Source organism: Pseudoalteromonas sp. SCSIO_11900 (assembly GCF_000576475.1).
Classification (GTDB): domain Bacteria; phylum Pseudomonadota; class Gammaproteobacteria; order Enterobacterales; family Alteromonadaceae; genus Pseudoalteromonas; species Pseudoalteromonas tetraodonis.
Window position 1 is genome coordinate 1,380,080 of record NZ_KK070023.1, and the last position, 22,485, is coordinate 1,402,564.

At 41.7% G+C, this 22,485-nt stretch carries 22 protein-coding genes and 1 other RNA gene; 13 read left to right on the top strand and 10 right to left on the bottom strand.

Annotated elements, in window-relative coordinates; all coding sequences use genetic code 11:
- The first annotated feature begins 411 nt into the window (after positions 1-411).
- The 8 genes from rplM to BG00_RS06420 all read left to right on the top strand — a co-directional run bounded on the left by rplM (position 412) and on the right by BG00_RS06420 (position 6,459).
- Complete coding sequence (gene rplM, locus BG00_RS06380) at positions 412-840, top strand: 50S ribosomal protein L13 (RefSeq protein ID WP_002957960.1); 429 nt, start codon at positions 412-414, stop codon at positions 838-840.
- A gap of 8 nt (positions 841-848) precedes the next feature.
- Positions 849-1,241 (top strand): 30S ribosomal protein S9, encoded by a 393-nt coding sequence (gene rpsI / locus BG00_RS06385; protein ID WP_024600778.1) that lies wholly within the window; start codon positions 849-851, stop codon positions 1,239-1,241.
- A gap of 177 nt (positions 1,242-1,418) precedes the next feature.
- A complete protein-coding gene (locus tag BG00_RS06390) occupies positions 1,419-1,763 on the top strand; it encodes a four helix bundle protein (protein WP_036981292.1) in 345 nt (114 codons plus the stop codon).
- Positions 1,764-2,720: 957 nt separating this feature from the next.
- Positions 2,721-3,311, top strand: a complete 591-nt coding sequence (gene petA, locus BG00_RS06400; RefSeq protein ID WP_010390661.1) for a ubiquinol-cytochrome c reductase iron-sulfur subunit — start codon at positions 2,721-2,723, stop codon at positions 3,309-3,311.
- Entirely contained in the window at positions 3,311-4,576 is a 1,266-nt protein-coding gene (locus tag BG00_RS06405; RefSeq protein ID WP_036981294.1) for a cytochrome b, read from the top strand. The genes petA and BG00_RS06405 overlap by 1 nt, the downstream gene beginning before the upstream one ends.
- Positions 4,573-5,316 (top strand): cytochrome c1, encoded by a 744-nt coding sequence (locus BG00_RS06410; protein ID WP_036981296.1) that lies wholly within the window; start codon positions 4,573-4,575, stop codon positions 5,314-5,316. Before BG00_RS06405 ends, BG00_RS06410 begins: the two co-directional genes overlap by 4 nt.
- 79 nt (positions 5,317-5,395) lie before the next feature.
- The gene (gene sspA / locus BG00_RS06415; RefSeq protein WP_008110861.1) at positions 5,396-6,022 is read left to right on the top strand and encodes a stringent starvation protein SspA; all 627 of its coding nucleotides are present in this window, start codon (positions 5,396-5,398) and stop codon (positions 6,020-6,022) included.
- Positions 6,022-6,459, top strand: a complete 438-nt coding sequence (locus tag BG00_RS06420) for a ClpXP protease specificity-enhancing factor (protein ID WP_036981298.1) — start codon at positions 6,022-6,024, stop codon at positions 6,457-6,459. Before sspA ends, BG00_RS06420 begins: the two co-directional genes overlap by 1 nt.
- Before the next feature lie 496 nt (positions 6,460-6,955).
- Here the strand turns inward: BG00_RS06420 and dolP are convergent, their stop codons facing one another.
- From dolP to BG00_RS06440, 4 genes are all read right to left on the bottom strand, one after another.
- Complete coding sequence (gene dolP / locus BG00_RS06425; RefSeq protein WP_008468380.1) at positions 6,956-7,522, bottom strand: division/outer membrane stress-associated lipid-binding lipoprotein; 567 nt, start codon at positions 7,520-7,522, stop codon at positions 6,956-6,958.
- Positions 7,515-8,108 (bottom strand): SIS domain-containing protein, encoded by a 594-nt coding sequence (locus tag BG00_RS06430; RefSeq protein ID WP_036981300.1) that lies wholly within the window; start codon positions 8,106-8,108, stop codon positions 7,515-7,517. Before BG00_RS06430 ends, dolP begins: the two co-directional genes overlap by 8 nt.
- Before the next feature lie 151 nt (positions 8,109-8,259).
- Positions 8,260-8,631, bottom strand: coding sequence for a YraN family protein (locus BG00_RS06435; RefSeq protein ID WP_036981301.1), 372 nt, complete (start codon positions 8,629-8,631; stop codon positions 8,260-8,262).
- A 9-nt stretch (positions 8,632-8,640) separates the two neighbouring features.
- A complete protein-coding gene (locus BG00_RS06440; RefSeq protein ID WP_036981303.1) occupies positions 8,641-10,521 on the bottom strand; it encodes a penicillin-binding protein activator in 1,881 nt (626 codons plus the stop codon).
- A gap of 60 nt (positions 10,522-10,581) precedes the next feature.
- Here BG00_RS06440 and rsmI point away from each other — a divergent pair, with 60 nt between their 5' ends.
- Positions 10,582-11,439: a 16S rRNA (cytidine(1402)-2'-O)-methyltransferase gene (gene rsmI / locus BG00_RS06445; RefSeq protein WP_036981305.1), complete on the top strand. Its 858-nt coding sequence runs from the start codon at positions 10,582-10,584 to the stop codon at positions 11,437-11,439.
- A gap of 42 nt (positions 11,440-11,481) precedes the next feature.
- An RNA gene (rnpB, locus tag BG00_RS17150) (RNase P RNA component class A) lies at positions 11,482-11,847 on the top strand.
- Positions 11,848-12,679: 832 nt separating this feature from the next.
- Here the strand turns inward: rnpB and BG00_RS06450 are convergent.
- Both BG00_RS06450 and BG00_RS06455 read right to left on the bottom strand, forming a co-directional pair.
- Positions 12,680-13,663, bottom strand: coding sequence for an IS110 family RNA-guided transposase (locus tag BG00_RS06450; protein ID WP_036981306.1), 984 nt, complete (start codon positions 13,661-13,663; stop codon positions 12,680-12,682).
- A gap of 403 nt (positions 13,664-14,066) precedes the next feature.
- Complete coding sequence (locus BG00_RS06455; RefSeq protein ID WP_036981307.1) at positions 14,067-15,170, bottom strand: mechanosensitive ion channel family protein; 1,104 nt, start codon at positions 15,168-15,170, stop codon at positions 14,067-14,069.
- 123 nt (positions 15,171-15,293) lie between these two features.
- Between BG00_RS06455 and BG00_RS06460 the strand changes: the two genes are divergently transcribed.
- Positions 15,294-16,241, top strand: coding sequence for a YihY/virulence factor BrkB family protein (locus BG00_RS06460; RefSeq protein ID WP_036981309.1), 948 nt, complete (start codon positions 15,294-15,296; stop codon positions 16,239-16,241).
- A gap of 23 nt (positions 16,242-16,264) precedes the next feature.
- On the opposite strand, the gene BG00_RS06465 is transcribed toward BG00_RS06460, so the two are convergent.
- Positions 16,265-19,291 (bottom strand): bifunctional diguanylate cyclase/phosphodiesterase, encoded by a 3,027-nt coding sequence (locus tag BG00_RS06465; RefSeq protein WP_036981312.1) that lies wholly within the window; start codon positions 19,289-19,291, stop codon positions 16,265-16,267.
- Between the two features lie 252 nt (positions 19,292-19,543).
- On the opposite strand from BG00_RS06465, the gene BG00_RS06470 reads away from it, so the two are divergent.
- Entirely contained in the window at positions 19,544-20,389 is an 846-nt protein-coding gene (locus BG00_RS06470) for a pirin family protein (protein ID WP_036981314.1), read from the top strand.
- 22 nt (positions 20,390-20,411) lie between these two features.
- Here the strand turns inward: BG00_RS06470 and BG00_RS06475 are convergent, their stop codons facing one another.
- Genes BG00_RS06475 through BG00_RS06485 form a run of 3 tightly spaced genes read right to left on the bottom strand, consistent with a single transcriptional unit; the run spans position 20,412 to position 21,431 of the window.
- Positions 20,412-20,654, bottom strand: coding sequence for a hypothetical protein (locus tag BG00_RS06475; RefSeq protein WP_008110702.1), 243 nt, complete (start codon positions 20,652-20,654; stop codon positions 20,412-20,414).
- A 13-nt stretch (positions 20,655-20,667) separates the two neighbouring features.
- Complete coding sequence (locus tag BG00_RS06480) at positions 20,668-21,108, bottom strand: hypothetical protein (RefSeq protein ID WP_036981316.1); 441 nt, start codon at positions 21,106-21,108, stop codon at positions 20,668-20,670.
- Between the two features lie 5 nt (positions 21,109-21,113).
- Positions 21,114-21,431 carry a hypothetical protein gene (locus tag BG00_RS06485; protein WP_036981318.1) on the bottom strand — a complete coding sequence of 106 codons (318 nt, stop codon included), beginning with the start codon at positions 21,429-21,431 and terminating at the stop codon, positions 21,114-21,116.
- A gap of 574 nt (positions 21,432-22,005) precedes the next feature.
- On the opposite strand from BG00_RS06485, the gene mraZ reads away from it, so the two are divergent.
- Positions 22,006-22,464 (top strand): division/cell wall cluster transcriptional repressor MraZ, encoded by a 459-nt coding sequence (gene mraZ, locus BG00_RS06490; RefSeq protein WP_008110699.1) that lies wholly within the window; start codon positions 22,006-22,008, stop codon positions 22,462-22,464.
- The last annotated feature ends 21 nt before the right edge of the window (positions 22,465-22,485 follow it).

Here is a 22,485-nt window from a genome sequence, read left to right on the forward strand (position 1 = left end):
GGCAACGGGCAACGGGCAACGGGCAACGGGCAACGGGCAAAGGGCCTAACACCTTGAGCCAAATACTGACGCGGGGTGAACCCGCTGCTACAGGTATAAAAAAACCTTGCGATGTTAACCGCAAGGTTTTTAAATACCCCGAACCCCGAACCCCGAACCCCGAACCCCGAACCCCGAACCCCGAACCCCGAACCCAAACTTTTCTTGAGGAAAAAACAACCGGCCGGTAGCAATGTAGTTTAAGTGCTGGTATACTCCCGCGTCTGCCACGTTGCGTTCTATGTCCTCATATAGTTTAGCCACTTGTGAGCGGCGCAAAAGTCTAAAACTCGAAGGGGTTGTAGCAAACTTAGAGCGGTAGTTAAACATAACTACCTGTGGTTTTAATTGAAAAACATTGGATTTTTATAAATGAAAACGTTTGTTGCTAAACCAGAAACAGTAAAACGTGACTGGTACGTAGTTGACGCTGAAGGTAAAACTTTAGGTCGCATCGCTACTGAAATCGCTCATCGCCTACGCGGTAAGCATAAAGCTGAGTACACACCGCACGTAGATACTGGTGATTACATCATCGTTATTAACGCTGAGAAAGTTACTGTTACTGGTAACAAATTCAAAGACAAAGTGTACTATGCTCACTCTGGTTTCCCAGGTGGTCTTAAGTCTACTACTTTTGATAAACTTCAAGCTGCAAAGCCTGAAATGATCATCGAAAAAGCTGTTAAAGGCATGTTGCCACGTGGTCCTTTAGGCCGCGCTATGTACCGTAAACTTAAAGTTTACGCGGGTACTGAGCACAATCATGCTGCACAACAGCCTCAGGTTCTAGACATTTAAGGAGCACTATCATGGCAAATCAATACTACGGTACAGGTCGTCGTAAAAGTTCAAGTGCTCGCGTATTCTTACGCCCAGGCACTGGTAACATCGTAATCAACAAGCGCTCTTTAGAAGAGTACTTTGGTCGCGAAACAGCACGCATGGTTGTTCGTCAAGCTCTTGAGCTTGTAGACATGACTGAAAAGTTTGACTTACACATCACCGTTGCCGGTGGTGGTACTACTGGTCAAGCTGGTGCTATCCGTCACGGTATCACTCGTGCACTTATGGAGTTTGACGAGTCACTACGTCCACAACTTCGTAAAGCAGGTTTCGTTACTCGTGATGCACGTAAAGTTGAACGTAAGAAAGTGGGTCTTAAGAAAGCGCGTAAGCGTCCACAGTTCTCAAAACGTTAATTTTTACGTTATCAAGAATTCAAAAACCCAGCTTATGCTGGGTTTTTTGTTTTTAGATAATGAGTTTCGAGTAACGGGCTACGAGAACCGAGCTGCGAAAGAGATTAAGTTCCGTGCGTTAAATTATATGTTTACTATAATTTATGATGAATGCGGGATTAAGGCTAAGGAGTGGTTGTGAGGTATGAAAGTTTAGATGTATGGAAAAAGTCTTTCTCATTAAGTTTGTTTGTATACCAAACCTTTGCTGCTTTGAGGGATTTCGGCTTAAAAGATCAAATGTGTCGAAGCGCAGTTTCAGTGCCTAGCAATATTGCAGAGGGTTATGAGCGTTACTCTGATAAAGAAAGAGCTTATTTTCTTTCTGTGGCTAAAGGGTCTGTCGGTGAATTAAAAACTCAGCTAATGATTGCTTTTGAGTTAGGTCATATTAATTATGAACAAACAGAATACGCTTTAAATGAGTGTGAGAGTATTGGGAAAACGCTTGGTAAATTGACTTCTATGATTAAAAATGCATGATAACCCCGAACCCCGAACCCCGAACCCCGAACCCCGAACCCCGAACCCCGAACCCCGAACCCCGAACCCCGAACCCCGAACCCCGAACCCCGAACCCCGAACCCCGAACCCCGAACCCCGAACCCCGAACCCCGAACCCCGAACCCCGAACCCCGAACCCCGAACCCCGAACCCCGAACCCCGAACCCCGAACCCCGAACCCCGAACCCCGAACCCCGAACCCCGAACCCCGAACCCCGAACCCCGAACCCCGAACCCCGAACCCCGAACCCCGAACCCCGAACCCCGAACCCCGAACCCCGAACCCCGAACCCCGAACCCCGAACCCCGAACCCCGAACCCCGAACCCCGAACCCCGAACCCCGAACCCCGAACCCCGAACCCCGAACCCCGAACCCCGAACCCCGAACCCCGAACCCCGAACCCCGAACCCCGAACCCCGAACCCCGAACCCCGAACCCCGAACCCCGAACCCCGAACCTTTTCCCCTTACGACTAATGTCGATATTAGCTTGATCAGAATCGGCAAAGTATGCGTATTTATTGAACGAAAGCTTGAAAATGACTGACTAACGCAAAAAAAGTTAAATAATTATCGCAATTAGTTTAAATCCATCAGTTAATTGGTGAATTTTTTTGCTACAATTGGCGGGCAAATAAAGTGAATGAGTTTAATGTCGCCAAATTCAGTGGTTACTGTACTTAGTTGGTGAGATTGTACTTGTTTACAAATTGTTTTTACGGAAGCGATACTATAGTCATTTGGTTTCATACTCGAGCTAACTTAATCAACTATTTGAGCAAGTCAGGTTTATTCGAGCAGGAGGCTGTGAATAACCTTGTTTTAAACAAGGGTTTTAATTATGATCGTTTCTCTTTTAAAATTCGAAAAATTAACCTGCTGTAACTGATGTTCTCAATATAGCAAGTGTTGAGAATCATAGTGGAGATAAGTGGATGAGCAATGCGCCTGTAGACAATGGCCGACGTCGCTTTTTAACCATAGCTACCTCTGTTGTTGGTGGTGTTGGTGCGGCTGGGGCTGCTGTTCCTTTTATTGCGTCTTGGAATCCAAGTGAGCGAGCTAAATCTGCGGGTGCGCCTGTAGAAGTAGATATCAGCAAACTTGAGCCAGGACAATTAATACGTGTCGAGTGGCGTGGTAAACCTGTATGGGTTGTATCACGGACCCCAAAAATGCTTGAGCAGATGAAAGAACATGAAGGTCAACTTCGTGATCCGCAATCGCAAGAGCCACAACAATTAGAATCATCAACCAATGATTTCCGTTCATTACGCCCAGAGATTTTTGTCGCTGTAGGTATTTGTACGCATTTAGGTTGTTCACCTAGCTTTTTACAAGGTGGCTTTGGTGAGAAAGTGGAAGGGACTGATGACGGTTTTTACTGTCCATGTCACGGTTCTAAGTTTGATATGGCTGGCCGTGTATTCCAATCGGTACCTGCACCATTAAATTTAGAAATTCCACCATATACTTTTCTTGATGAGACCACTATTTTAGTGGGCGAAGAACAAGGGGTGGCCTAATGTTTGGTAAAATTGTTGAGTGGATAGACGACCGTATCCCAATGACACGTGTTTGGAACATGCACATTGCACAGTATCCAGCACCAAAAAACTTTAACTTCTGGTACTTCTTCGGCTCTCTAGCTATGTTAGTACTAGTAAATCAAATACTTACAGGTATTTGGTTAACGATGAACTATGTACCATCTGCTGAAGGTGCATTTGCATCAGTAGAATACATCATGCGTGATGTAGAGTACGGTTGGTTACTACGTTATTTGCATTCAACGGGTGCATCTGCGTTTTTCATCGTTGTTTACATGCATATGTTCCGTGGCATGATCTACGGTTCTTACCAAAAACCACGTGAGTTATTGTGGTTGTTTGGTATGTTCATTTTCTTAGCCCTAATGGCTGAAGCATTCATGGGTTACTTATTACCATGGGGCCAAATGTCGTTCTGGGGTGCACAGGTAATCATTTCATTATTCGGGGCTATCCCGGTTATTGGTGATGACTTAACACTGTGGATCCGTGGTGACTATGTAATTTCAGGTGCAACGCTTAACCGCTTCTTTGCATTACATGTAATTGCATTGCCATTGGTTATTGTTATCTTAGTATTTTTACACATTGTTGCACTACACGAAGTGGGTTCTAATAACCCAGACGGTATTGATAACAAACGTAAAAAAGGAACTGTGGCTGAAGAAGATAAGCCTAAATTTAAGTTCCATGAATACTACACTAATAAAAAAGACATTATTGATGCGATTCCGTTCCACCCTTATTACACAGTAAAAGATATTGTGGGCGTGGTTGGTTTCTTAATCTTGTTCTGTTGGGTTGTGTTCTTTATGCCTGCTATGGGTGGTTTCTTCTTAGAAGCGCCAAACTTTGAAGCAGCTAACCCACTTAAAACACCAGAGCATATTTTCCCTGTTTGGTACTTTACACCATTCTATGCAATCTTACGTGCAATCCCTGACAAACTAATGGGTGTTGCTGCAATGGGTGCATCAATTGTTGTGTTAGCATTATTACCTTGGATTGACCGTGGTTCGGTTCGTTCAGTTCGTTACCGTTGTGGTTTCCACAAATGGAACATTGCAGGTTTTGTTGTTACTTTCGTTCTTTTAGGTTGGGTTGGTGCTACACCACAAACTGATTTTAAAACGCTTGTATCGCAAATCTGTACTGTGACTTACTTTATGTTCTTCGTACTGTTATTCGTTTACAGTAAGAATGAAAAAACTAAGCCATTGCCTGAGAGGTTAACGAAATGATGAAAAAGCTGCTAATAGGTTTATTTGCTTTATCAGTAAACGTGTTACCTGCAATGGCTGCAGGCCCGTCAGTTCCTCTAATGGAAGCGGGTAACGATATATCTGATCAACCTTCTTTGCAACGTGGCGCAAAGTTGTTCATGAACTACTGTCTTGGTTGTCACCAAATGCAGTATCAACGTTATGAACGTACTTTTCGCGATATTGGTATTCCAACAGAGATTGGTCAAGAGCAACTTATTTTTGATGGTTCAAAAGTAGGTAGTCATATCAATAATGCTATGGCTAAAGAAGATGCTGCAAAATGGTTTGGTGCGGCTCCGCCGGATCTAACAAATGTTGCGCGTGTGCGTGGCAGTGATTGGATTTACACCTATTTAAAATCGTTTTACAAAGATGAATCTCGTCCGTTTGGCGTAAATAATACGTTATTCCCATCGGTGGGTATGCCACATGTTCTTCAAGAGTTGCAAGGTGTTCCTACTGCAATTACTGAAGAAGTAACAGTAGATGGTGTAACAACCACTCATATTACTGGTACAAAAACAGATGGTACGGGCGAATTAAGTGTAGATGAATATGACCAAGCAGTTCGTGATTTAACGAATTTCCTAGAGTATGTAGGTGAACCTACACGTCTCGAGTCGGAAGCGCTAGGTATTAAGGTACTTGGATTCTTAGTGATTCTATTTATCTTGGCATTTATGCTTAAGAAAGAATACTGGAGAGATGTTCATTAAGTTTGAACATATTTAAAGGTAATTTTGCAATAGGGGCTTAAGCCCCTATTGCTGTTTTAGTTATTTAATGGAGGTAGGCATGGCCGTAGCTGCCAATAAGCGCCCTGTAATGACCCTTTTTTCTGGTGCTAACTGTATGTATAGCCACCAAGTACGCATTGTACTTGCTGAAAAAGGTGTAAGTGTAGATATTCATATGGCTGAAAAGGATAACCTGCCAGAAGCACTTCACGAAATTAACCCTTATGGCACAGTGCCAACACTGATTGACCGTGAGCTTGGTTTATATCAGGCAAACATCATCATGGAATACCTTGATGAACGTTTTCCTCATCCTCCACTAATGCCTGTATATCCGGTCATGCGTGGTCGTAGTCGATTAATGATGCACCGTATTGATACTGATTGGTACAGCCTAGCTGAAAAAATCATTAACAACACTTCTGATGCCGCGCAAGCGCGTAAAGAGCTTACCGAAGCATTGCTTGCAATAGCACCCATCTTTAGTGAAGCGCCTTACTTTATGAGTGAGGAGTTTAGCTTAGTTGATTGTTACTTAGCACCACTGTTATGGCGTTTACCAGAGTTTGGTATTGAGCTTAATGGTGCAGGCTCTAAAGAACTTAAAGAGTATATGATCCGTTTATTTGAACGTGAATCATTCCAAGCTTCTTTAACTGAAGCAGAGCGTGAGATCCGTTTATAATGACTTCTAATCGTCCTTATTTACTACGCGCTTTTCTTGATTGGATTGTTGATAACGAATGCACGCCACACTTAGTGGTTAATGCTGACTTTCCTGCAGTGCAAGTGCCAACACAGTTTGTTCAAGATGGCCAAATTGTATTGAACATAAGCCCTTCGGCGGTTACGCAGTTTTCGTTAGATAATACTCAGCTTAGCTTTAACGCGCGCTTTGGCGGCCAGCCAATGCAAGTGTACGTGCCTTTAGGGGCTGTACTTGCAATATATGCACGTGAAAATGGCGAAGGCACAGTCTTTACTGCAGATGAGTTTTTAGAGGACGAAGACGATTTTGCTCCAGAGCTTGAAAGTGTCGATTCATCACCTGAACAAGTTGATGAAACGCCAGCTCCCAAGCCTGAAAAGAAAAAAGGCTCGCATTTACGCGTTATAAAATAGCCCGTAAATGTTAGAAAAAAAACCGCTTAAGAAGCGGTTTTTTTATGTCTGTATGAAAATATAAGGCGAAAAGTGAAAGGCTAAAGGCTAAAGGTGAAAGGTGAAAGGTGAAAGGTGAAAGGTGAAAGGTGAAAGGTGAAAGGTGAAAGGTGAAAGGTGAAAGGTGAAAGGTGAAAGGTGAAAGTTCACGGGCGACGGGCTGCGAGAAGCGGGGTAAGGTTGATTGATGTAGCAGCGGGTTTATCCCGCGTCTGGTTAAAGACAAAGGTGCTAGGTGCTAGGTATTAGGTATTAGGTAGAGATTAAGCCAAGCACGGAGTTTGGGTTCACGGCAGCGGGCGACGGGGGACGGGTGACGGGCGTAATACTAAAACCTAATAACGACGCGGGGTGACCCCGCTGCTACAGGTATAAAAAAACCTTGCGATATTACCCGCAAGGTTTTTAAATTTCTCGAACCTCGAACCTCGAACCTCGAACCTCGAACCTGAGACTTTTACAAATACTCAAACACTTTAACTACCCGCTCTACGCCAGAGATGTTGCGAGCTATATTAACAGCTTGGTTTGCTTCAGCGTCAGATACTAGCCCCATTAAGTATACTTCGGCATTTTCAGTCACTACTTTTATATTATTACTGCTGATGTTTTCAGCCGCTAAAAGCTGCGCTTTTACTTTTGAGGTTAACCATGAGTCGTGTGTTTGCGTGGTAATACCAATATTAGAGCCAATGCGTAGTTGGTTGTGAATTTTGCGAATACCAGATAGGTTCTCAATGGTTTTAAACGCTTGGTTTTTCATTTCTTGGTTAGGAACTTGCCCTACCATTAAAACCACGCCATTTACGCTTATAACGCTGATATGAGCAAACTTATTAAGGCGTTCATCTTCGCTAATAGCAATACTGGCTTTTATTTCAATGTTGTTGTCGTCTATTTGCGAGCCAATGGTTCGTCTATCGTTTGCTGCAGTAACAGCACTGGCTGTACCGGCCACTACAGCAGCAGCACAACCTTGTAATAACACAACGGTGCCTAAAATAATCAGGGAGCGTTTAAACATAATTTTCGTCCTGCGGGAAAAGGGTTAAATCTACCAATTCACTTAAACAGTGAAGGTTCACTAAATGCGATTCAATAATGCGACTCGGGCGCTTAGACGGCGTACGAATTTCTACATCGTTATGGCCAAGCAGGCCAACGAGTTCACCGCCATCATCACCTACCATTACTATGACCTTCATATCTTTGGTTAGTGCCGCTTCTACAGCAGAAATTATGTGTTTTTCATTACCATTAATGGCAAGTACCAATAATAAGTCACCTTGCTGAGCAAAGGCACGTACTTGGCGCGCAAAGGTATCGTGGTCATCTATTTGATGGCCTTGACCTAGGTTAATATTTTCTTGCGAGAGAGCGATTGCAGGTAAGCAAGGGCGTTCTGTTTCGTAAAAATTTACTAGTACGCCTGCCATGTGTTGCGCCAACATGTGGCAATTTGCAGTACCGCAACATATCAATTTATTACCATTGATCAGGCTTTGTGCAATGGTGAATGCCGCTGACTCCAATGCGCTAGGAAGTACTTCACCTGCTGCAATTTGAACTTGAATACTTTCTTTAAAAATTTCTTTTATTGTATCTTGCATGGATTACCAACAATTAATATCTAATTCTGTGTGAGCTCACACCCGCTTTATTAAGGATGATTATTTTTAGAAGCAGCTTGTTAATTTTTAACTACGCATTTTGCAATTTAGCTGTTGTAATAATTGCTCACTCATTTGTATGTGCTCGGTATTAAAATACGTTTTTTAGCCAGTTTATGTGTAGTGATGGCTCGCCTGTTATAGCAACATAATCAATACGTAATGGCTGATTTTTTAAATTTTTAGCCGCGAGGTAATGATAAATAGTTCGTCTTAATTTTGCTTGCTTTTGCGGGCTTAAAGCATAATTAGCGCCGCCTTTTATATTATTTTTACGAAACTTAACCTCAACAAACACTAAGGTGTGACCGTCTTTCATAATGACATCAAGTTCGCCATAGGGGCAGTAATAATTACGCTCAATGGCTTTTAAGCCTTGTGCTTCTAAATACTTTTGCGCTTGGCGCTCATAATACTGGCCTTTTTCACGACTATTTTGCCACAGCTGTTTAAACCACGACATGTCGACCCCTTAGTTAATTATGGTTATGCCATCGTTAGCTGATTGCATAAATAGCGGTACAGGGCGTTGTGTTTTTAACTCCACCGGTTTTATTCGGCGGTTGCTGTACTGAGCCCATTGCAGTGAACGTTCAATATCACCGGCACTATTAATCGACAATTTACCGCTCAACCCTGAAAAGTATTTATCGGGTGTAACACTCAATTGTCTAATATCGTTAAGCATGGTGACGGAATCATAAGCCATCGCAAATAAACGTTGGCTTATATCGGCTTGTTCAGGCCATAAATCATTGTATTGCTGACGCAGATTATGTTGCTTAATTTGTGAGTCTAACATCCAAGGCAGTTCAGTAAAGTAGAGTCCGTCTAAATCACCTTTGTCAGTGGTATCTATTTGCTTACTGTGGCTTTTAGAGCTGGCGTAAATAGGAATTCTATCGGCAAAGGTACTCACATTAACATCAAGGTAAGGCTTAATTAATCGGGTTTCAATGGCATCGCCGAGTATGTAAATGGCATCAATATCGCCACGTGAGCGTGTTTCGCTTTCAACTTCTTTATTAAAAAGTGCTTTAACCGATTTAATACGTTCTTTTGACTTATCAACTTCTAACAAGCTAGTAATGGTATTGGGCATATCTTTGTTATCGTTATAAAAACCAACTTGCGTGGTTGTTTCACTATAGCGTTGCCACTGCAGATTAAAGTAGTCAACTAAGCGCTGGCCATTGGTATTATTTGGCGCTAACAACATCGGCTTTTGATAACCCTGTGCTAAAAAGTGCTCTAGCGTTTGCTGTACTTCATGTTCAGGATTAAGCGCAAAAAAGTAATGTTGCAGCGAGGTTCTTTCGCCATCAAAGGTATTTAAATGTAAGGTGGGTATATCGAGTAATGTATTGGTATTAGCGAGCTTATCTATATTGGCTTTTAATAGTGGGCCAATAACAAAGTCAGGCTGTAACTGAGAAATTTGTGCGCTCAACGCTTCTGTTTCAGTGTTTTCATCTATAAACAGTGTTTCGTTGATCTCTTTTTTATCAAGCGCTGCCAATATACCGGCTTTTAAGGCATCCCCAAGGCGCTTATTAGCACCTGACTGAGGCAGTAAAACAACCAAACGCTCAATATTAATTGGCGCTAATTCATTAGCATACGTTTCTTGTTTTGGCAGTACATTGTTACCAGGATGCCCAAGGTAACGGCGGCGCCAATTATTAATGGCTTGGTCTAAATCAACCGAGCTGTTGGCGTAAACTTGATGATACAAAGCTAAGTTAACCCAACCTTGTTGAATAACAGAACCACGGTTAAATCGTTCTAATGCGTAAGATGAGAGTTGCTTTAAATTTTTCCAAAGTGCATCACTAAGCTGAGGAATTGAAATAGTGTTTTTAGTTGCAGATTCTGACGCCGCAAAAAAATAGGGTGCAGCACGTTTTGGCAAGTTTTGAGAAGCAAAAATGCTGGCAGTTAAAAATTGGTGCCAGGCAAAATGTTCGGGTTGCTTGAGTTGTCCCTCAAGTGAGTTTAATACTTCAAGTGCTTGCTGATTTTTATTCTGCTCTTTTTGTGCAAAGGCAATATATAAACGGTTTTGAATTTGATCAACACTGGCAGTAAGTGCAAGTTCGCTACATATTGTTTCGAGTAGCGGCCAGTTTTCTTCAGTAATGGCGCTATCACGGGCACTATAAAGCAGTTGAATTTTATCTGCACCAAAACGGTTTTGCGCTAATTGATAAATCGATTGCGCGTTCAGTGATTCATTTTTCAGCGTATTGGCACTGCTATTTAAGTTATCGCTGGTTTTAGTTGGTTTTTCGGTTGTGCTACACGCCGATAACCCTGACAATATAATTAATAGACTAACTAGTTTAAGTCGCACAATGATTTCCCATACGTTAACGCGATTTGCTTATATTACTGACTGACGCAGGAGACCTCAATGTTAAATGAGGAGAATTCACAGAAAATTGGCACTCTTTACGTTGTTGCCACCCCAATCGGCAATTATGACGACTTAAGTCAGCGTGCAATCGCGACATTATCGCAGGTTGACTTAATCGCTGCTGAAGACACTCGCCATACTGGCAAGCTACTCAGCCACTTTGGTATTAAGGCTAAAACCTTTGCGTTACATGACCATAATGAAAAGCAAAAAGCGCAGCAAATTATCGACCAACTTAATCAAGGGTTAAATATTGCATTAGTATCCGATGCCGGCACGCCGCTTATAAGCGACCCTGGTTATGCGGTTGTTAATTTATGCCGTGAGCAGGGCGCACTTGTAACACCTGTACCAGGTGCATGCGCTGCAATTACTGCGGTATGTTGTTCAGGGCTGCCAACCGACCGTTTTCAGTTTATTGGCTTTACGCCCGCTAAAAGTAAAGCACGCCAAGACTTTTTTATAGATGCAGTTAACTCAAGCATCACCAGCATTATGTATGAAAGTACCCACCGTATTATGGCAAGCCTTGACGATTTAGAAGCAGCGCTAGGTAGTGAGCAGCAAGTGGTATTTGCCAAAGAGCTCACTAAAACATTTGAAACCTTCTTTAATGGCACCGTAGCTGAGTTAAAGCAGTTTTTAACTGACGATCCTACTAAACAGCGCGGTGAAATAGTGCTCATGCTGCCGGGTAAACCTAAGGTAGTTGACGATATTCCGCCTGAAGCCCGTAAAATGTTAGCGCTACTTGAAAACGAAATGCCAATGAAAAAAGCCTGTGGCGTGGTGGCCGATTACTTTGGTATGAAGAAAAACGCGCTTTACAAAACAATTATTGAAGAAAAACAGTAAATGTTTACTGCGTAGTGTGGTGCTCTCATGTATACTTCGCGCCGAGTTAGCCAAGATAATCGCTGCCTGCAACGAAAATGCGCAGGGGGAGGAAAGTCCGGGCTCCACAGGGCAGAGTGCCAGTTAACGGCTGGGGGGCGTGAGCCCACGACAAGTGCAGCAGAGAGAAGACCGCCAATCTTCGGATTGGTAAGGGTGAAAGGGTGCGGTAAGAGCGCACCGGGCCGCTAGTAATAGTCGGTTGCAAGGTAAACTCCACTCGGAGCAAGACCAAATAGGGTTCCTTATGGCGTGGCCCACGTTGGAACCGGGTAGGTTGCTTGAGCCATAGAGCGATTTATGGCCTAGACGAATGATTATCACTTTCTTCGGAAAGGACAGAACCCGGCTTACCGGCTGACTCACTCATTCAATAAAAAAGCTCGCAGTTAACGCTGCGGGCTTTTTTGTGTTTGGAATATGCCGTCAGCCGTCAGCGAGCGGCGGGTGACGGGTTGCGGGTTGCGAGAAGCGGGTTAAGATTGACTGGTGTAGCAGCGGGGTTATCCCGCGTCTGGTTAAAGACAAAGGTTCAAGGTTCAAGGTTCAAGGTTCAAGGTTTTAGGTTATAGGTTCTAGGTTTTAGGTAGAGATTAAGCCAAGCACGGTGTTTGGGTTCACGGCAGCGGGTGACGGGCTGCGAGAGGCGGGTTAAGGTTGACTGGTGTAGCAGCGGGTTTATCCCGCGTCTGGTTAAAGACAAAGGTTCAAGGTTCAAGGTTCAAGGTTTTAGGTTTTAGGTAGAGATTAAGCCAAGCACGGTGTTTGGGTTCACGGCAGCGGGCGACGAGTTGCGAGAAGCGGGGTAAGATTGATTGATGTAGCAGCGGGTTTACCCCGCGTCTGGTAAAGACAAAGGTGCTAGGTTCTAGGTGCTAGGTTTTAGGTAGAGATTAAGCCAAGCACGGTGTTTGGGTTCACGGCAGCGGGCGACGGGCTGCGAGAGGCGGGTTAAGGTTGATTGGTGTAGCAGCGGGTTTATCCCGCGTCTGGTTAAAGACAAAGGTATTAGGTAGAGATTAAGCCAAGCACGGTGTTTTGGGTTCACGGCAGCGGGCGACGGGCTGCGAGAGGCGGGTTAAGGTTGATTGGTGTAGCAGCGGGTTTACCCCGCGTCTGATCAAAAGTGAAGAGCAGGCCTGAGCACGGTGTTTTTATTGAACGTAGATACCATCTCTCTTTATAGGCTTCAAGATCGTATTTAACTTTCTTGGAGCTTAAACGCTTCTTGATTTTTTATTACACCAAAACATATATGAATGAGTTTACGCATATTGGCGCCAATGATTTGCATCGACGTTTTGCCATTATTCAGCAAGGCTATTTTTTGCTGTTGTATCTTATAATTCCACTGCCCAGCGACTACTGCTGCCATATAAAGTTTACTTCTTATTTTTGAGGGCCCTAGCTTGCTCATAGTTGTATGGCCCTTCATTTTCCCAGACTCATGCAGCCGCGGTATTAAGCCACAGTAGGCAGCAGCTTGCTTAGCTCTGCTGAAATTTTTAGCGGCGAATATATACGTCAGCTCCCGAGACATAACAGGCCCAATACCGGGGATTGTTTCTAGTAACGTTCTATTCTTCTTTAAGTCAGGAAAGCTATTTATGTGACTATCAATATCTGACTTAAGTTTTTTTATCTCATCATCTAGAAAGTTAATCGTTTCTTTTAATGATTGAGTGACTCGCTCAGATGTCGCATTAAACTCACTTGCTTCTAATCGATTCTGCTCTCGTTGTTTATTGGACTCCAATGCATCAAGTCGACGCAGTAAGGATTTAAGCTCTCTAATTTCCTTTGCTTCAGGTTGCCAGAAGTTAACGGTTGATTGCTTAGCATAACCGTAGCTTGCAAGCATTATCGCATCTGACCTATCTGTTTTATGAACAACATTTAGAGCCTCAGCATATTTTTTTGCTTTGCTAGGGTTAGCGAGAATAATATTGAATCCTTGCTGGTATAAAAAGTACATTAACGGCTCATGGTAAACACCGGTTGGCTCTACCGTGATAACGATTTCCTCAGCTATAGTTTTGGTTGTACTTAAAAGCCACTGCTTAATTTCCTTGAAAGCTAGGTGGTTATTTTTAAATACTTTTGTTTTCTTTTTATTAGTGATTGGATCTCTCAGCCAACATAAATCAACTTTATCTTTACTGATATCAAAACCAATAAACATCATCTCTACTTACTCCCCTTGTACATACAGCATCAACTTAATCTAAGAGTGCTTGGATACCATTCAGTTTGTTGAGAATTGGAAGCTAGGGCTTAATCTACGGCTCAGTATCAAGTACTGGGCGGGGCTACAAGCTCACTAACTTCCGATGTAATAAATGATAGCTAATCATCTATTACAGAGAGATACAAGGCGGGGCTTTATGCCGCGCAGGTTTGGTTTAAGTTCATGGGTGACGGGTGACGGGTGACGGCGACGGGCGACGGGTGACGGGCGACGGGTGACGGGCTTAATACCTAAAACCTAATAACGACGCGGGGTGAACCCGCTGCTACAGGCATAAAAAAACCTTGTAATGTTAACCGCAAGGCTTTTAAATTTCTCGAACCTCGAACCTCGAACCTCTCTATATAATATTTTTACCTTGCTCTGGGTCGCGTGATTCATCGGCTTGCTCGCGAATATCATCCGTATCACTACTTACATCATCAATACTGTGTTCATGCTCTGTGGTTTTATGTTTTTGAATATGTGATTGCTCGTTAATTTCTTCTGTTGTCTCTGTTTTAGCTTCGCTTGCTATGGGATAAATATCTTCACCTTGGCTATTGAGCAATATACGCTCTCTGGCATTGTCAGGCATGCTTATATTATGTTGCGTAAAACTATTGATTAACTCTCGCATAAGCTGTGAGGCTACTTTTACCGTGCTGTATTGTTCGCCGTTGACCCAAAAGTAAACGGTAAAGTTAATAGTGGCGGAGCCTAAGTTATCAATCAATACTTGGGGAGGTGGATCGCTAAGCACAGAGGTTTGCTGCGATATTGTACTAATTGCCAGACTTTGTGCGTCGCGAATATCATTATCGTAGCCAATACCGATTGAAAAATGACCGCGCATTTTTGGATTAGCGGTTAAGTTTTTAATGGTATTTTTATACACAGTCGCATTGGGTATTTGAATATGATTACCATCGTAGTCAACTAAAGTGGTTGCCCGTGCAGTTACTTTTTTAACAATACCAATTCTGCCATCAACTTCTATTACATCATCTATTTTAAATGGACGCTGTACACTCAAAAGTAAACTGGCAATAAAGTTCTCAGCAATATCCCGAAAGGCAAAGCCTAAAATAAGCCCAATTAATCCGGTGCCACTCATAATTGCGACCGCGAATTCGGTGAGTCCTGCCAAGCGTAAAAATAGATAAAACCCGAGTAAAATAATTAAGGTGCTAATACCTCGCCTAGCAACTAGATGTACTAATTTACTCTTGGTCATGTAAGTAACAGGCTTTATTAACAAGCGTGATAATGGTGTGGCAATTAAATAACTAATCACCAAAATAACAATCCCTAATAATAAAGTGGGCAGTAATTGCATGAATGTGTGTAGTAATTGCACGCTTTGATCTTTTAAAAAGCTCCAAGAAATAGAGTTTGGTTTAACGGTGTCGATTGCTGGAATTGATGTGTTATTAGCGAGTGTTGCAATTAAAGCATTGAGCATAGAGGTCATCCGTGTTAGGTCGAAGTAATTAGGGTCTGTGTTAAACAATAGCAGCAAGTCTAATACCAAGCAGTATTTTTTTGGCAAACATTTTGCTACTTAATTAGGAAAAGGGAGTTAACTATGAGTGACTTTAAGCGTGGCCAAAGAGCCAAGCAGCCTAACCATATCCCTCTGAGTGGCTGGTGGGATATTATAAGGCGAATAGTAAAACAAATGAGCCGTGATAATTTATCTTTAGTGGCGGCTGGCGTGGCATTTTATGCGTTACTGGCTATTTTTCCCGCCATTGCGGCATTGGTGTCTGTGTATGCTTATTTTGCATCACCGAATGATATTAGTGTGTATTTAAGTCAGTTTATGGCGTTATTACCACAAAGCACTCAAGAAATTATTTTATCTCAAGTTTCAAGTCTTGCGCAAAAGTCACAAACTAGTTTAAGCCTTAGTGCGCTGGCTACTTTACTGCTCACTATTTGGAGTAGCTCTAAGGGCAGCCAAGCGTTGATCACAGCATGTAATATTAGTTATCACGAATACGAAAAGCGTTCATTTTTTAAGGCGCAACTTGTACGTTTATTATTTTCAGTAGGTGCAATTGTGGTGGCTGTAATAGCACTGGTAATTATAGGTATATTACCGCTAGCGCTTAACCTGTTAGGAATAAAAGAGAGTATTGATTTTTTAATCATGCTTATCTCATGGCCATTACTGGCACTAACCTTTAACTTTGCATTATTAATTTTATATCGTTATGCGCCTCACAGAAAAGCAGCTAAATGGCGCTGGGTTACCGTGGGCTCATTCACCGCCACTGTATTATGGATTGTGGCATCTTTTGGCTTTTCATTTTATGTATCTCATTTTGCTAGTTACAACGAAACATATGGCTCTTTAGGTGGGGTGGTTATTATGCTTATGTGGCTATTTATTAGCGCTTATATCATTATTTTAGGAGCCACAATCAATGCAGCGTTAGAGCAGCAAACTGCTCAAGACAGCACCATTGGACCAGATAAAAAAAGAGGGCAGCGAGGTGCGTATGTAGCAGACCACCTCGACACAAAATAACCAGTATTAGGGCTAAATGACTTTTATTTTAAACTAATTGCTTGATTTGTTGTTATCAGCTGCATAAACGAGGCTTTGTGCAGCGGCTTTGAAAACAAATAGCCTTGACCATAATCACAACCGGCCTCAAGTAATAAATCCATTTGTAATTTTGTTTCTATGCCTTCGGCAATCACTTTTAAACCAAGCTGATGAGCCATCATGATAATTGCTTCACACAAAGCCAGCTCTTGACTGCCTTTTTGAATATTATCAACAAAGCGTTTATCTATTTTTAGGTAGTCGGTATCCATTTCTTGCAAGTAAGCAAGCGATGAGTAACCGGTGCCAAAGTCATCAAGGGCCAATTGCATACCTGATTTAACCAAGGCTTTTAGGCGGCTTTGGGTCAGCTCTTCAGGATTAACCATTAAGCCTTCAGTAATTTCGGCCACAATCGCTGAGGCTGGTATATTTGCCGTAGCTAGCATATCGTACCATTCGTCTATGCCGCTATCGACGGTTGCCAATTGCACTGGTGAAACGTTAATGCTTATTTGAAATTCATCTTGAATGTGTTTTTTAATATTATTAAGTGTTTGTAGTGCCTCAGCAAATACAAATTGACCTAGCGCATTTATTTGTCTGGTTTCTTCAGCAAGAGGAATAAAGTCAGCAGGGCTGATCAGGCCTTTTTCTGGGTGTTGCCAACGAATAAGCCCCTCAGCTTTGTGAATGTGTAAATCATCAAGCGATACGATAGGCTGGTAATACAATTCAAACTGTTCTAGCTCTATAGCTGAGCGAAGCTCTTTGAGTAGTTGCATTCTTGCGTTTGCATCTTTACGCATATCATGTGAGAAAAATTCAAAGCCATTGCGACCGCTATTTTTTGCTTTATACATAGCTTGGTCAGCGGCTTTAAGTAATTGCTCTGGATTTTGGCCATCATCTGGCGCGCAGGCAATACCAATACTGGCACTGATATACACTTTTTCATCTTCAATAAAAATAGTGGAGGCAAGGCTAAGCAAAAGTGATTTTGCCATTTGCTCGATGTTTTCGCTGCCATGTAAATCACTAAACACAACAACAAACTCGTCTCCGCCAATTCGTGCTACAAAGTCAGCCTCTTTGGCCGTTTTTACAATTCGCTCAGATACTAACTTAAGTAATCTATCGCCGAAATGGTGGCCCAATGTGTCGTTAATATCTTTAAAATGATCAATATCTAATAGCATAATGACCAGTTTTTGATCTTCACTGAACAGGTTTTCGAATCGTTGGTTTAATCGCTCTTTTAGCTCTAATCGATTAGGCAAGTCGGTTAAATGATCAAAATGCGCTTGTCGCCAAATTAATTCATCTGCTTGTTTTTTCTCGGTTAGGTCGGTAAAAATAGCAATACGACTAATCGGGGCTTTATTTTTATCGTAAATAGTATCGATGGTTAACCATTCAACATACAGCTCGCCATTTTTACGACGATTGGTTATTTCACCTTGCCAACGCCCTGTTTTATTGAGCGATTGCCACATGTAATTATAAAACTGCTTATCGTGTTTACCCGATGATAAAATACTAATAGTTTGATTGAGAGCTTCTCTTCGAGAATACAAAGTTGTTTCACAAAACGCAGGGTTCACATCATAAATAACCCCATTTTCATCCGTGATTGCCATGCCTTCACTGCTGTTGTTGTAAACTAATGACGCTAAATGCAACGATTCTTGATTTTGCTTTCGTTGCGTGATGTTACTAATAACGATAATAAACTCATCGGCTTTTTTCATTGGGCTAATTTTAGCTTCATAAAACTGATTGTCTTGTTTTTGTTCAAGCTCAACAGTGACAGGGGCGTTCAGGGGTATTAAGTACCCTTGCACTTGTTTTAAATTAGCATCGGAGAATAAACACGATAATTTTTTAGGGGGTGTTGAATGGCTATAATTTAACGATTTAATATGTCCACCGGTATCAAGAATATTGCCATTGACATCTACGCGTAAAAAAGCATCGGGTAATGCATTAAGTAAGCTATTGAGCTCGTCATGCTTATGTTTAAGGCATGCTTCAGCCATTAAGCGAGTTTCGGCCATGTATTTAAAACGATGGTAAAGTCTATTTAGCTCAGGACTATTGGGCTGCTCATCGTCATGAGGCATATTACCGGCCGCTAAGCGGTTAACCGCCTGCGTTAAACTTTTAACCGGATTTAAAATACTTTTATTGATTAGTCGTCTGGCCATTACAGCTAAAAGAAGAATAGTAATTAAAAACCCTAAAACCATTTTTACAAAGTTAATATCTATCTGCTCAATCGCTTTATCAACTGGCTGAGTAATGTAAATTGATAGTTGATTACCGCTAGTATCTTTATAAAGCGTTGTGTGATTGTAAATTCGGCTCGCTCCATCATTCCCTCTGTAAATTATTCCGGCCTGTTGGCTATGATCAAGGTCTTCATTCGTTATTTTTTTACCTAATCGATCGGCTGAAAAAGGAAAATTAGCCAAAATTAGGCCGTTAGAATCAGTAATCACTGCGCGTGAATTATTGGGCAGATTTAAATTATTAAGCGCTGAATTCCACCATTGCAAAGCAATTGCGGCAACTAACATACCTGTAATTTCGCCATTTTCATCTGATATTGGCGAAGCAAAACTCAGACTGGGCGCATTAATACTTCTACCAATTTGATAAGAGCCAATTGAAAGCGCTTTAGTTGTGAGGGCATGTTGAAAGTATTGACGATCGCTAATATTTATATTTTGGTTATTGCCATTGGTTGCACACATAATATTGCCTTGTCGATCATAAACACTCACATTTGCAATGTTGCTATACAATGTTTGTAAGTCTAAAAAGTAAGGCGGGCAATTGACCGACATTTTGGTAATATTTATGTGCTTGTTTGCTAAGAATAGGGTCAGGCGTTGTACGTCATCGATAATATTTTTTTGCTGTAAAACTAAATGATCAGCAATATGCATTACTTTTTTTTCACTTTCTTTAAGTGCTGCATCGCGACTAAACCATAAGGTAATTAAGATCACAGCGATCCCAGGCATGCAAATTAGCATAAGTAGGCGATAAAGCTGATGTTTTAATGATGCAGTAAAAATAATCGTATCCAAATAAGTATGGGGTGAAGCTATGGCCAATAATTATACTATAAATAACCTTTAATGTACTAAAATTATATCGCAAATATTAAATTTACTTTTATTGTATATAACTGAAATTTATTAATTAATTTTCGGGTCTAGTTGTAATTATAAATTAATATTTTATACTTTTACTTAACCTATTTTAGGCAAAAAATGAAAATAACCAAAGTACTAACTGCTTATGCTACCCAAGATGGGGATGGTGTTAATATTCGTCGTATTCCCGGATTTGATGGTAAATATTTAGATCCATTTTTAATGATAGATGAGCTTAAATCTGACGATGCAAGTGATTATATTGGTGGTTTTCCTCCTCATCCTCATAGGGGTATTGAAACCTTTACCTATATTTTAAAAGGCGGGTTTGAACATCAAGACCAAATGGGTAACAAAAAGGCGATTCGTGCAGGTGACGTACAATGGATGAGTACCGGTAGCGGTGTTATGCACAGTGAAATGCCCCTTGCCGATGCTGAACAAGGCTTACATGGCTTTCAAATTTGGCTCAATATGCCAAGTGCTCAAAAAATGCGTGAGCCTCAATACCAAGATACCACAGAGCATCCAGCACCGAGTTTTACTAATCAACAAGGTGTTTCACTTAAAGCCTTAGCAGGGACATGGCAATTTGAATCACACCAATTGGCTGCAAGCTTACAAAATTTAGCTGCTAATGGCGCTATAGCCGATGTAGCTTTGCCTGCGGGTGAAGGGCTTAATTTACCGGCTTTAAAACAGCAAAAAGTGATGATTTATATTCATACAGGCTCATTAATATCTCAGACCGGTGACGTGTTTAATGCGGGTAAGTTGCTTATATTAGAACCATTGAGTGACATTGCATTACAGGCAAAGAAAGCGGCGGGGGTTCTTATTTTAGCAGGCGATCCACTTAACCAGCCAATTGCGCACATGGGACCTTTTGTAATGACCACCGAGGCTGAAATTCGCCAGGCTGTTAGCGATTATCAAAATGGTTTTTTTGGCTCATTGTCGTGATGAATCGATGCGGGAATGACTTTTAAGCAAGTAGCTTTAATAACCAAGTGTATTTTTTTATCGTGTTAGCATCACCTTTAGCAGACTCAACTACAGCGCCAGCTGCAAACGCACTGGCGAGCCCCACTTTTGTTGCTGCAAAGCGTTTTGCTCTGTATTTTATAGCTGCAAGATGCTGACGTTTTAGCTCTGATCGCATAACAACTTCTTTATCTAGCTGTTGCACGCGAGCGTTCGGTGAGTTGATCAAATAATTGATTAGCATAATAGTGTGTGCCTTATAATTTAAGCAGCTGCCTTAGACTATTTAGCGTTTTAGTAAAGCCAATTTTTTTGCTCAGATAAACGGCATTTCGCCACAGCCAAACTAAGCATAAAATTTGTAGGCTGATCACTACTGCAATGCTCAGCCAGATAGAGCTAAACAGATCAAAGGTGGCAAAGCCTACAATACCTAAAAACCCCACCCACAGTAACACCAAGCCACTGGCAAAACATCCTAGTAGAATGGTGATCAGTGCTAAGGATCTTAACGACAGCTTCCACTCAGCTGTAGCCAGCTGATGCGTTAACTTTCCTTGTTGGTAATAATCATCCTTGAGCTGCGCTGCATAATCAGCAAGCTTAACAACATGATCTTGCCAGTCATCGGCGTGTTTTGCCGATGATGGCGAATCTGTCCCTTGTGATTCACTTGGTGTTGAGTGTTGGTTTTGCATTAGTATTACTTACGACGAAACAGTGCTGTAACTAACATACCAGCAGCAAACGCCAGACCTGCCGTTGCTAATGGGTTTTCTGATGCGAGTTGACGTGTTTTAGACGAACACTCTGCTAGTTTCTTACGAGCGGCTAACTGCTTTTCATTAAGCGTTTCAGCTGAGCTGCTTGCGCCTTTACGAACGCCATTTTCTGCCGCCGCCGCTTTACTTGATAATGCATCAACTGCGTCATGCGCTGCTGATGTCGCTTTATCTGTTAGCGGTGCTTCAATCTCTTGTTTTGCATCAATAGGAGTTTTGCTCTTCGTTGCCGTAGCCATAATCAATCCTTAATAGTTTTTTAAAAGTAATTATTTAGATGCAATGATTAAACCAGCCTTTAACCTGTTGTTTTATATAAATTGTATTTTATTTACGAATTTTGAGTGGGTTTATAGCTGTAACTATTGCGACAACAGTTTGTAATTTTTACAAACTAGGACGTGTTGATCATTCGAGATTGATTTTTTCTTTGTCCACTCGGTTACAAACCTCGCGACACGATTAAACCGCATCTAGTTTGACCAAACTCTAATTCACAAAGGTCAGCAGGGCTCAAATAAATTGTAATTATTCACTGTTTATTCATTACGCAAATAATGCCAACAAGCTAATAAAAAAAACGATAAAAAATTTTTTACTGGCTGATCAGATTTTTTATTAAACAATTCAATCGCTTTAATCGGAGCCTTATTTTTTCAGGCTTCGCGGGGTGCTAAAGCTGGGTGACTTACTTGACAAAAAGGCTTGTCAAGCCCTAAACTGGAGCACTGTGGTAAAAAGTGGTGTTTAGTGGATCAAACTGGATCGGGTTAATCAAAAAGTTGATTAAAATAAATTTACGATAGGCTTTTTATGTTTCGTGGCGCAAGTTCACTGAGTTTGGATGATAAAGGACGTTTTGCGGTACCGACTAAGTACCGTGATACGCTATTGTCTGAAGATCAGGGAACGGTAATTTGCACCGTTGCACTCAATGAGCCTTGCCTTTGGTTATATCCTCTTGCTGAATGGTTAGAAATAGAAAGCCGTTTAGCAAAAATATCTAATATGAATCCCAGAGCACGACGGATGCAACGTATGTTGTTAGGTAATGCGACAGAGTATCAGCTTGATAAAAACGGTCGAATTTTGTTGGCGCCTTCATTGCGCTCACATGCAGAACTTGGCAAAAAAATTATGCTGGTGGGTTTAATGAATAAATTTGAAATTTGGGATGAAGCACGTTGGCACGAACAGATGCGCCAAGACACTGAGCTTGAAAGGCTCGGTGATTTTGAACCGAATGACGATTTAGATAACTTCACCCTCTAGCAGCAAAATAAAAGGCAAATA

Excerpts from the sequence above, each read along its gene's own strand:
- BG00_RS06420 (WP_036981298.1), top strand. The coding sequence starts at position 6,022 with ATGACTTCTAATCGTCCTTATTTACTACGCGCTTTTCTTGATTGGATT.
- BG00_RS06470 (WP_036981314.1), top strand. The coding sequence starts at position 19,544 with ATGAAAATAACCAAAGTACTAACTGCTTATGCTACCCAAGATGGGGAT.
- sspA (WP_008110861.1), top strand. The coding sequence starts at position 5,396 with ATGGCCGTAGCTGCCAATAAGCGCCCTGTAATGACCCTTTTTTCTGGT.
- petA (WP_010390661.1), top strand. The coding sequence starts at position 2,721 with ATGAGCAATGCGCCTGTAGACAATGGCCGACGTCGCTTTTTAACCATA.
- BG00_RS06460 (WP_036981309.1), top strand. The coding sequence starts at position 15,294 with ATGAGTGACTTTAAGCGTGGCCAAAGAGCCAAGCAGCCTAACCATATC.
- BG00_RS06455 (WP_036981307.1), bottom strand. The coding sequence starts at position 15,170 with ATGCTCAATGCTTTAATTGCAACACTCGCTAATAACACATCAATTCCA.
- dolP (WP_008468380.1), bottom strand. The coding sequence starts at position 7,522 with ATGTTTAAACGCTCCCTGATTATTTTAGGCACCGTTGTGTTATTACAA.
- BG00_RS06435 (WP_036981301.1), bottom strand. The coding sequence starts at position 8,631 with ATGTCGTGGTTTAAACAGCTGTGGCAAAATAGTCGTGAAAAAGGCCAG.
- BG00_RS06485 (WP_036981318.1), bottom strand. The coding sequence starts at position 21,431 with ATGGCTACGGCAACGAAGAGCAAAACTCCTATTGATGCAAAACAAGAG.
- rplM (WP_002957960.1), top strand. The coding sequence starts at position 412 with ATGAAAACGTTTGTTGCTAAACCAGAAACAGTAAAACGTGACTGGTAC.
- BG00_RS06450 (WP_036981306.1), bottom strand. The coding sequence starts at position 13,663 with ATGATGTTTATTGGTTTTGATATCAGTAAAGATAAAGTTGATTTATGT.
- BG00_RS06465 (WP_036981312.1), bottom strand. The coding sequence starts at position 19,291 with ATGCCTGGGATCGCTGTGATCTTAATTACCTTATGGTTTAGTCGCGAT.
- BG00_RS06475 (WP_008110702.1), bottom strand. The coding sequence starts at position 20,654 with ATGCTAATCAATTATTTGATCAACTCACCGAACGCTCGCGTGCAACAG.
- BG00_RS06480 (WP_036981316.1), bottom strand. The coding sequence starts at position 21,108 with ATGCAAAACCAACACTCAACACCAAGTGAATCACAAGGGACAGATTCG.
- BG00_RS06410 (WP_036981296.1), top strand. The coding sequence starts at position 4,573 with ATGATGAAAAAGCTGCTAATAGGTTTATTTGCTTTATCAGTAAACGTG.
- BG00_RS06430 (WP_036981300.1), bottom strand. The coding sequence starts at position 8,108 with ATGCAAGATACAATAAAAGAAATTTTTAAAGAAAGTATTCAAGTTCAA.
- rsmI (WP_036981305.1), top strand. The coding sequence starts at position 10,582 with ATGTTAAATGAGGAGAATTCACAGAAAATTGGCACTCTTTACGTTGTT.
- BG00_RS06405 (WP_036981294.1), top strand. The coding sequence starts at position 3,311 with ATGTTTGGTAAAATTGTTGAGTGGATAGACGACCGTATCCCAATGACA.
- mraZ (WP_008110699.1), top strand. The coding sequence starts at position 22,006 with ATGTTTCGTGGCGCAAGTTCACTGAGTTTGGATGATAAAGGACGTTTT.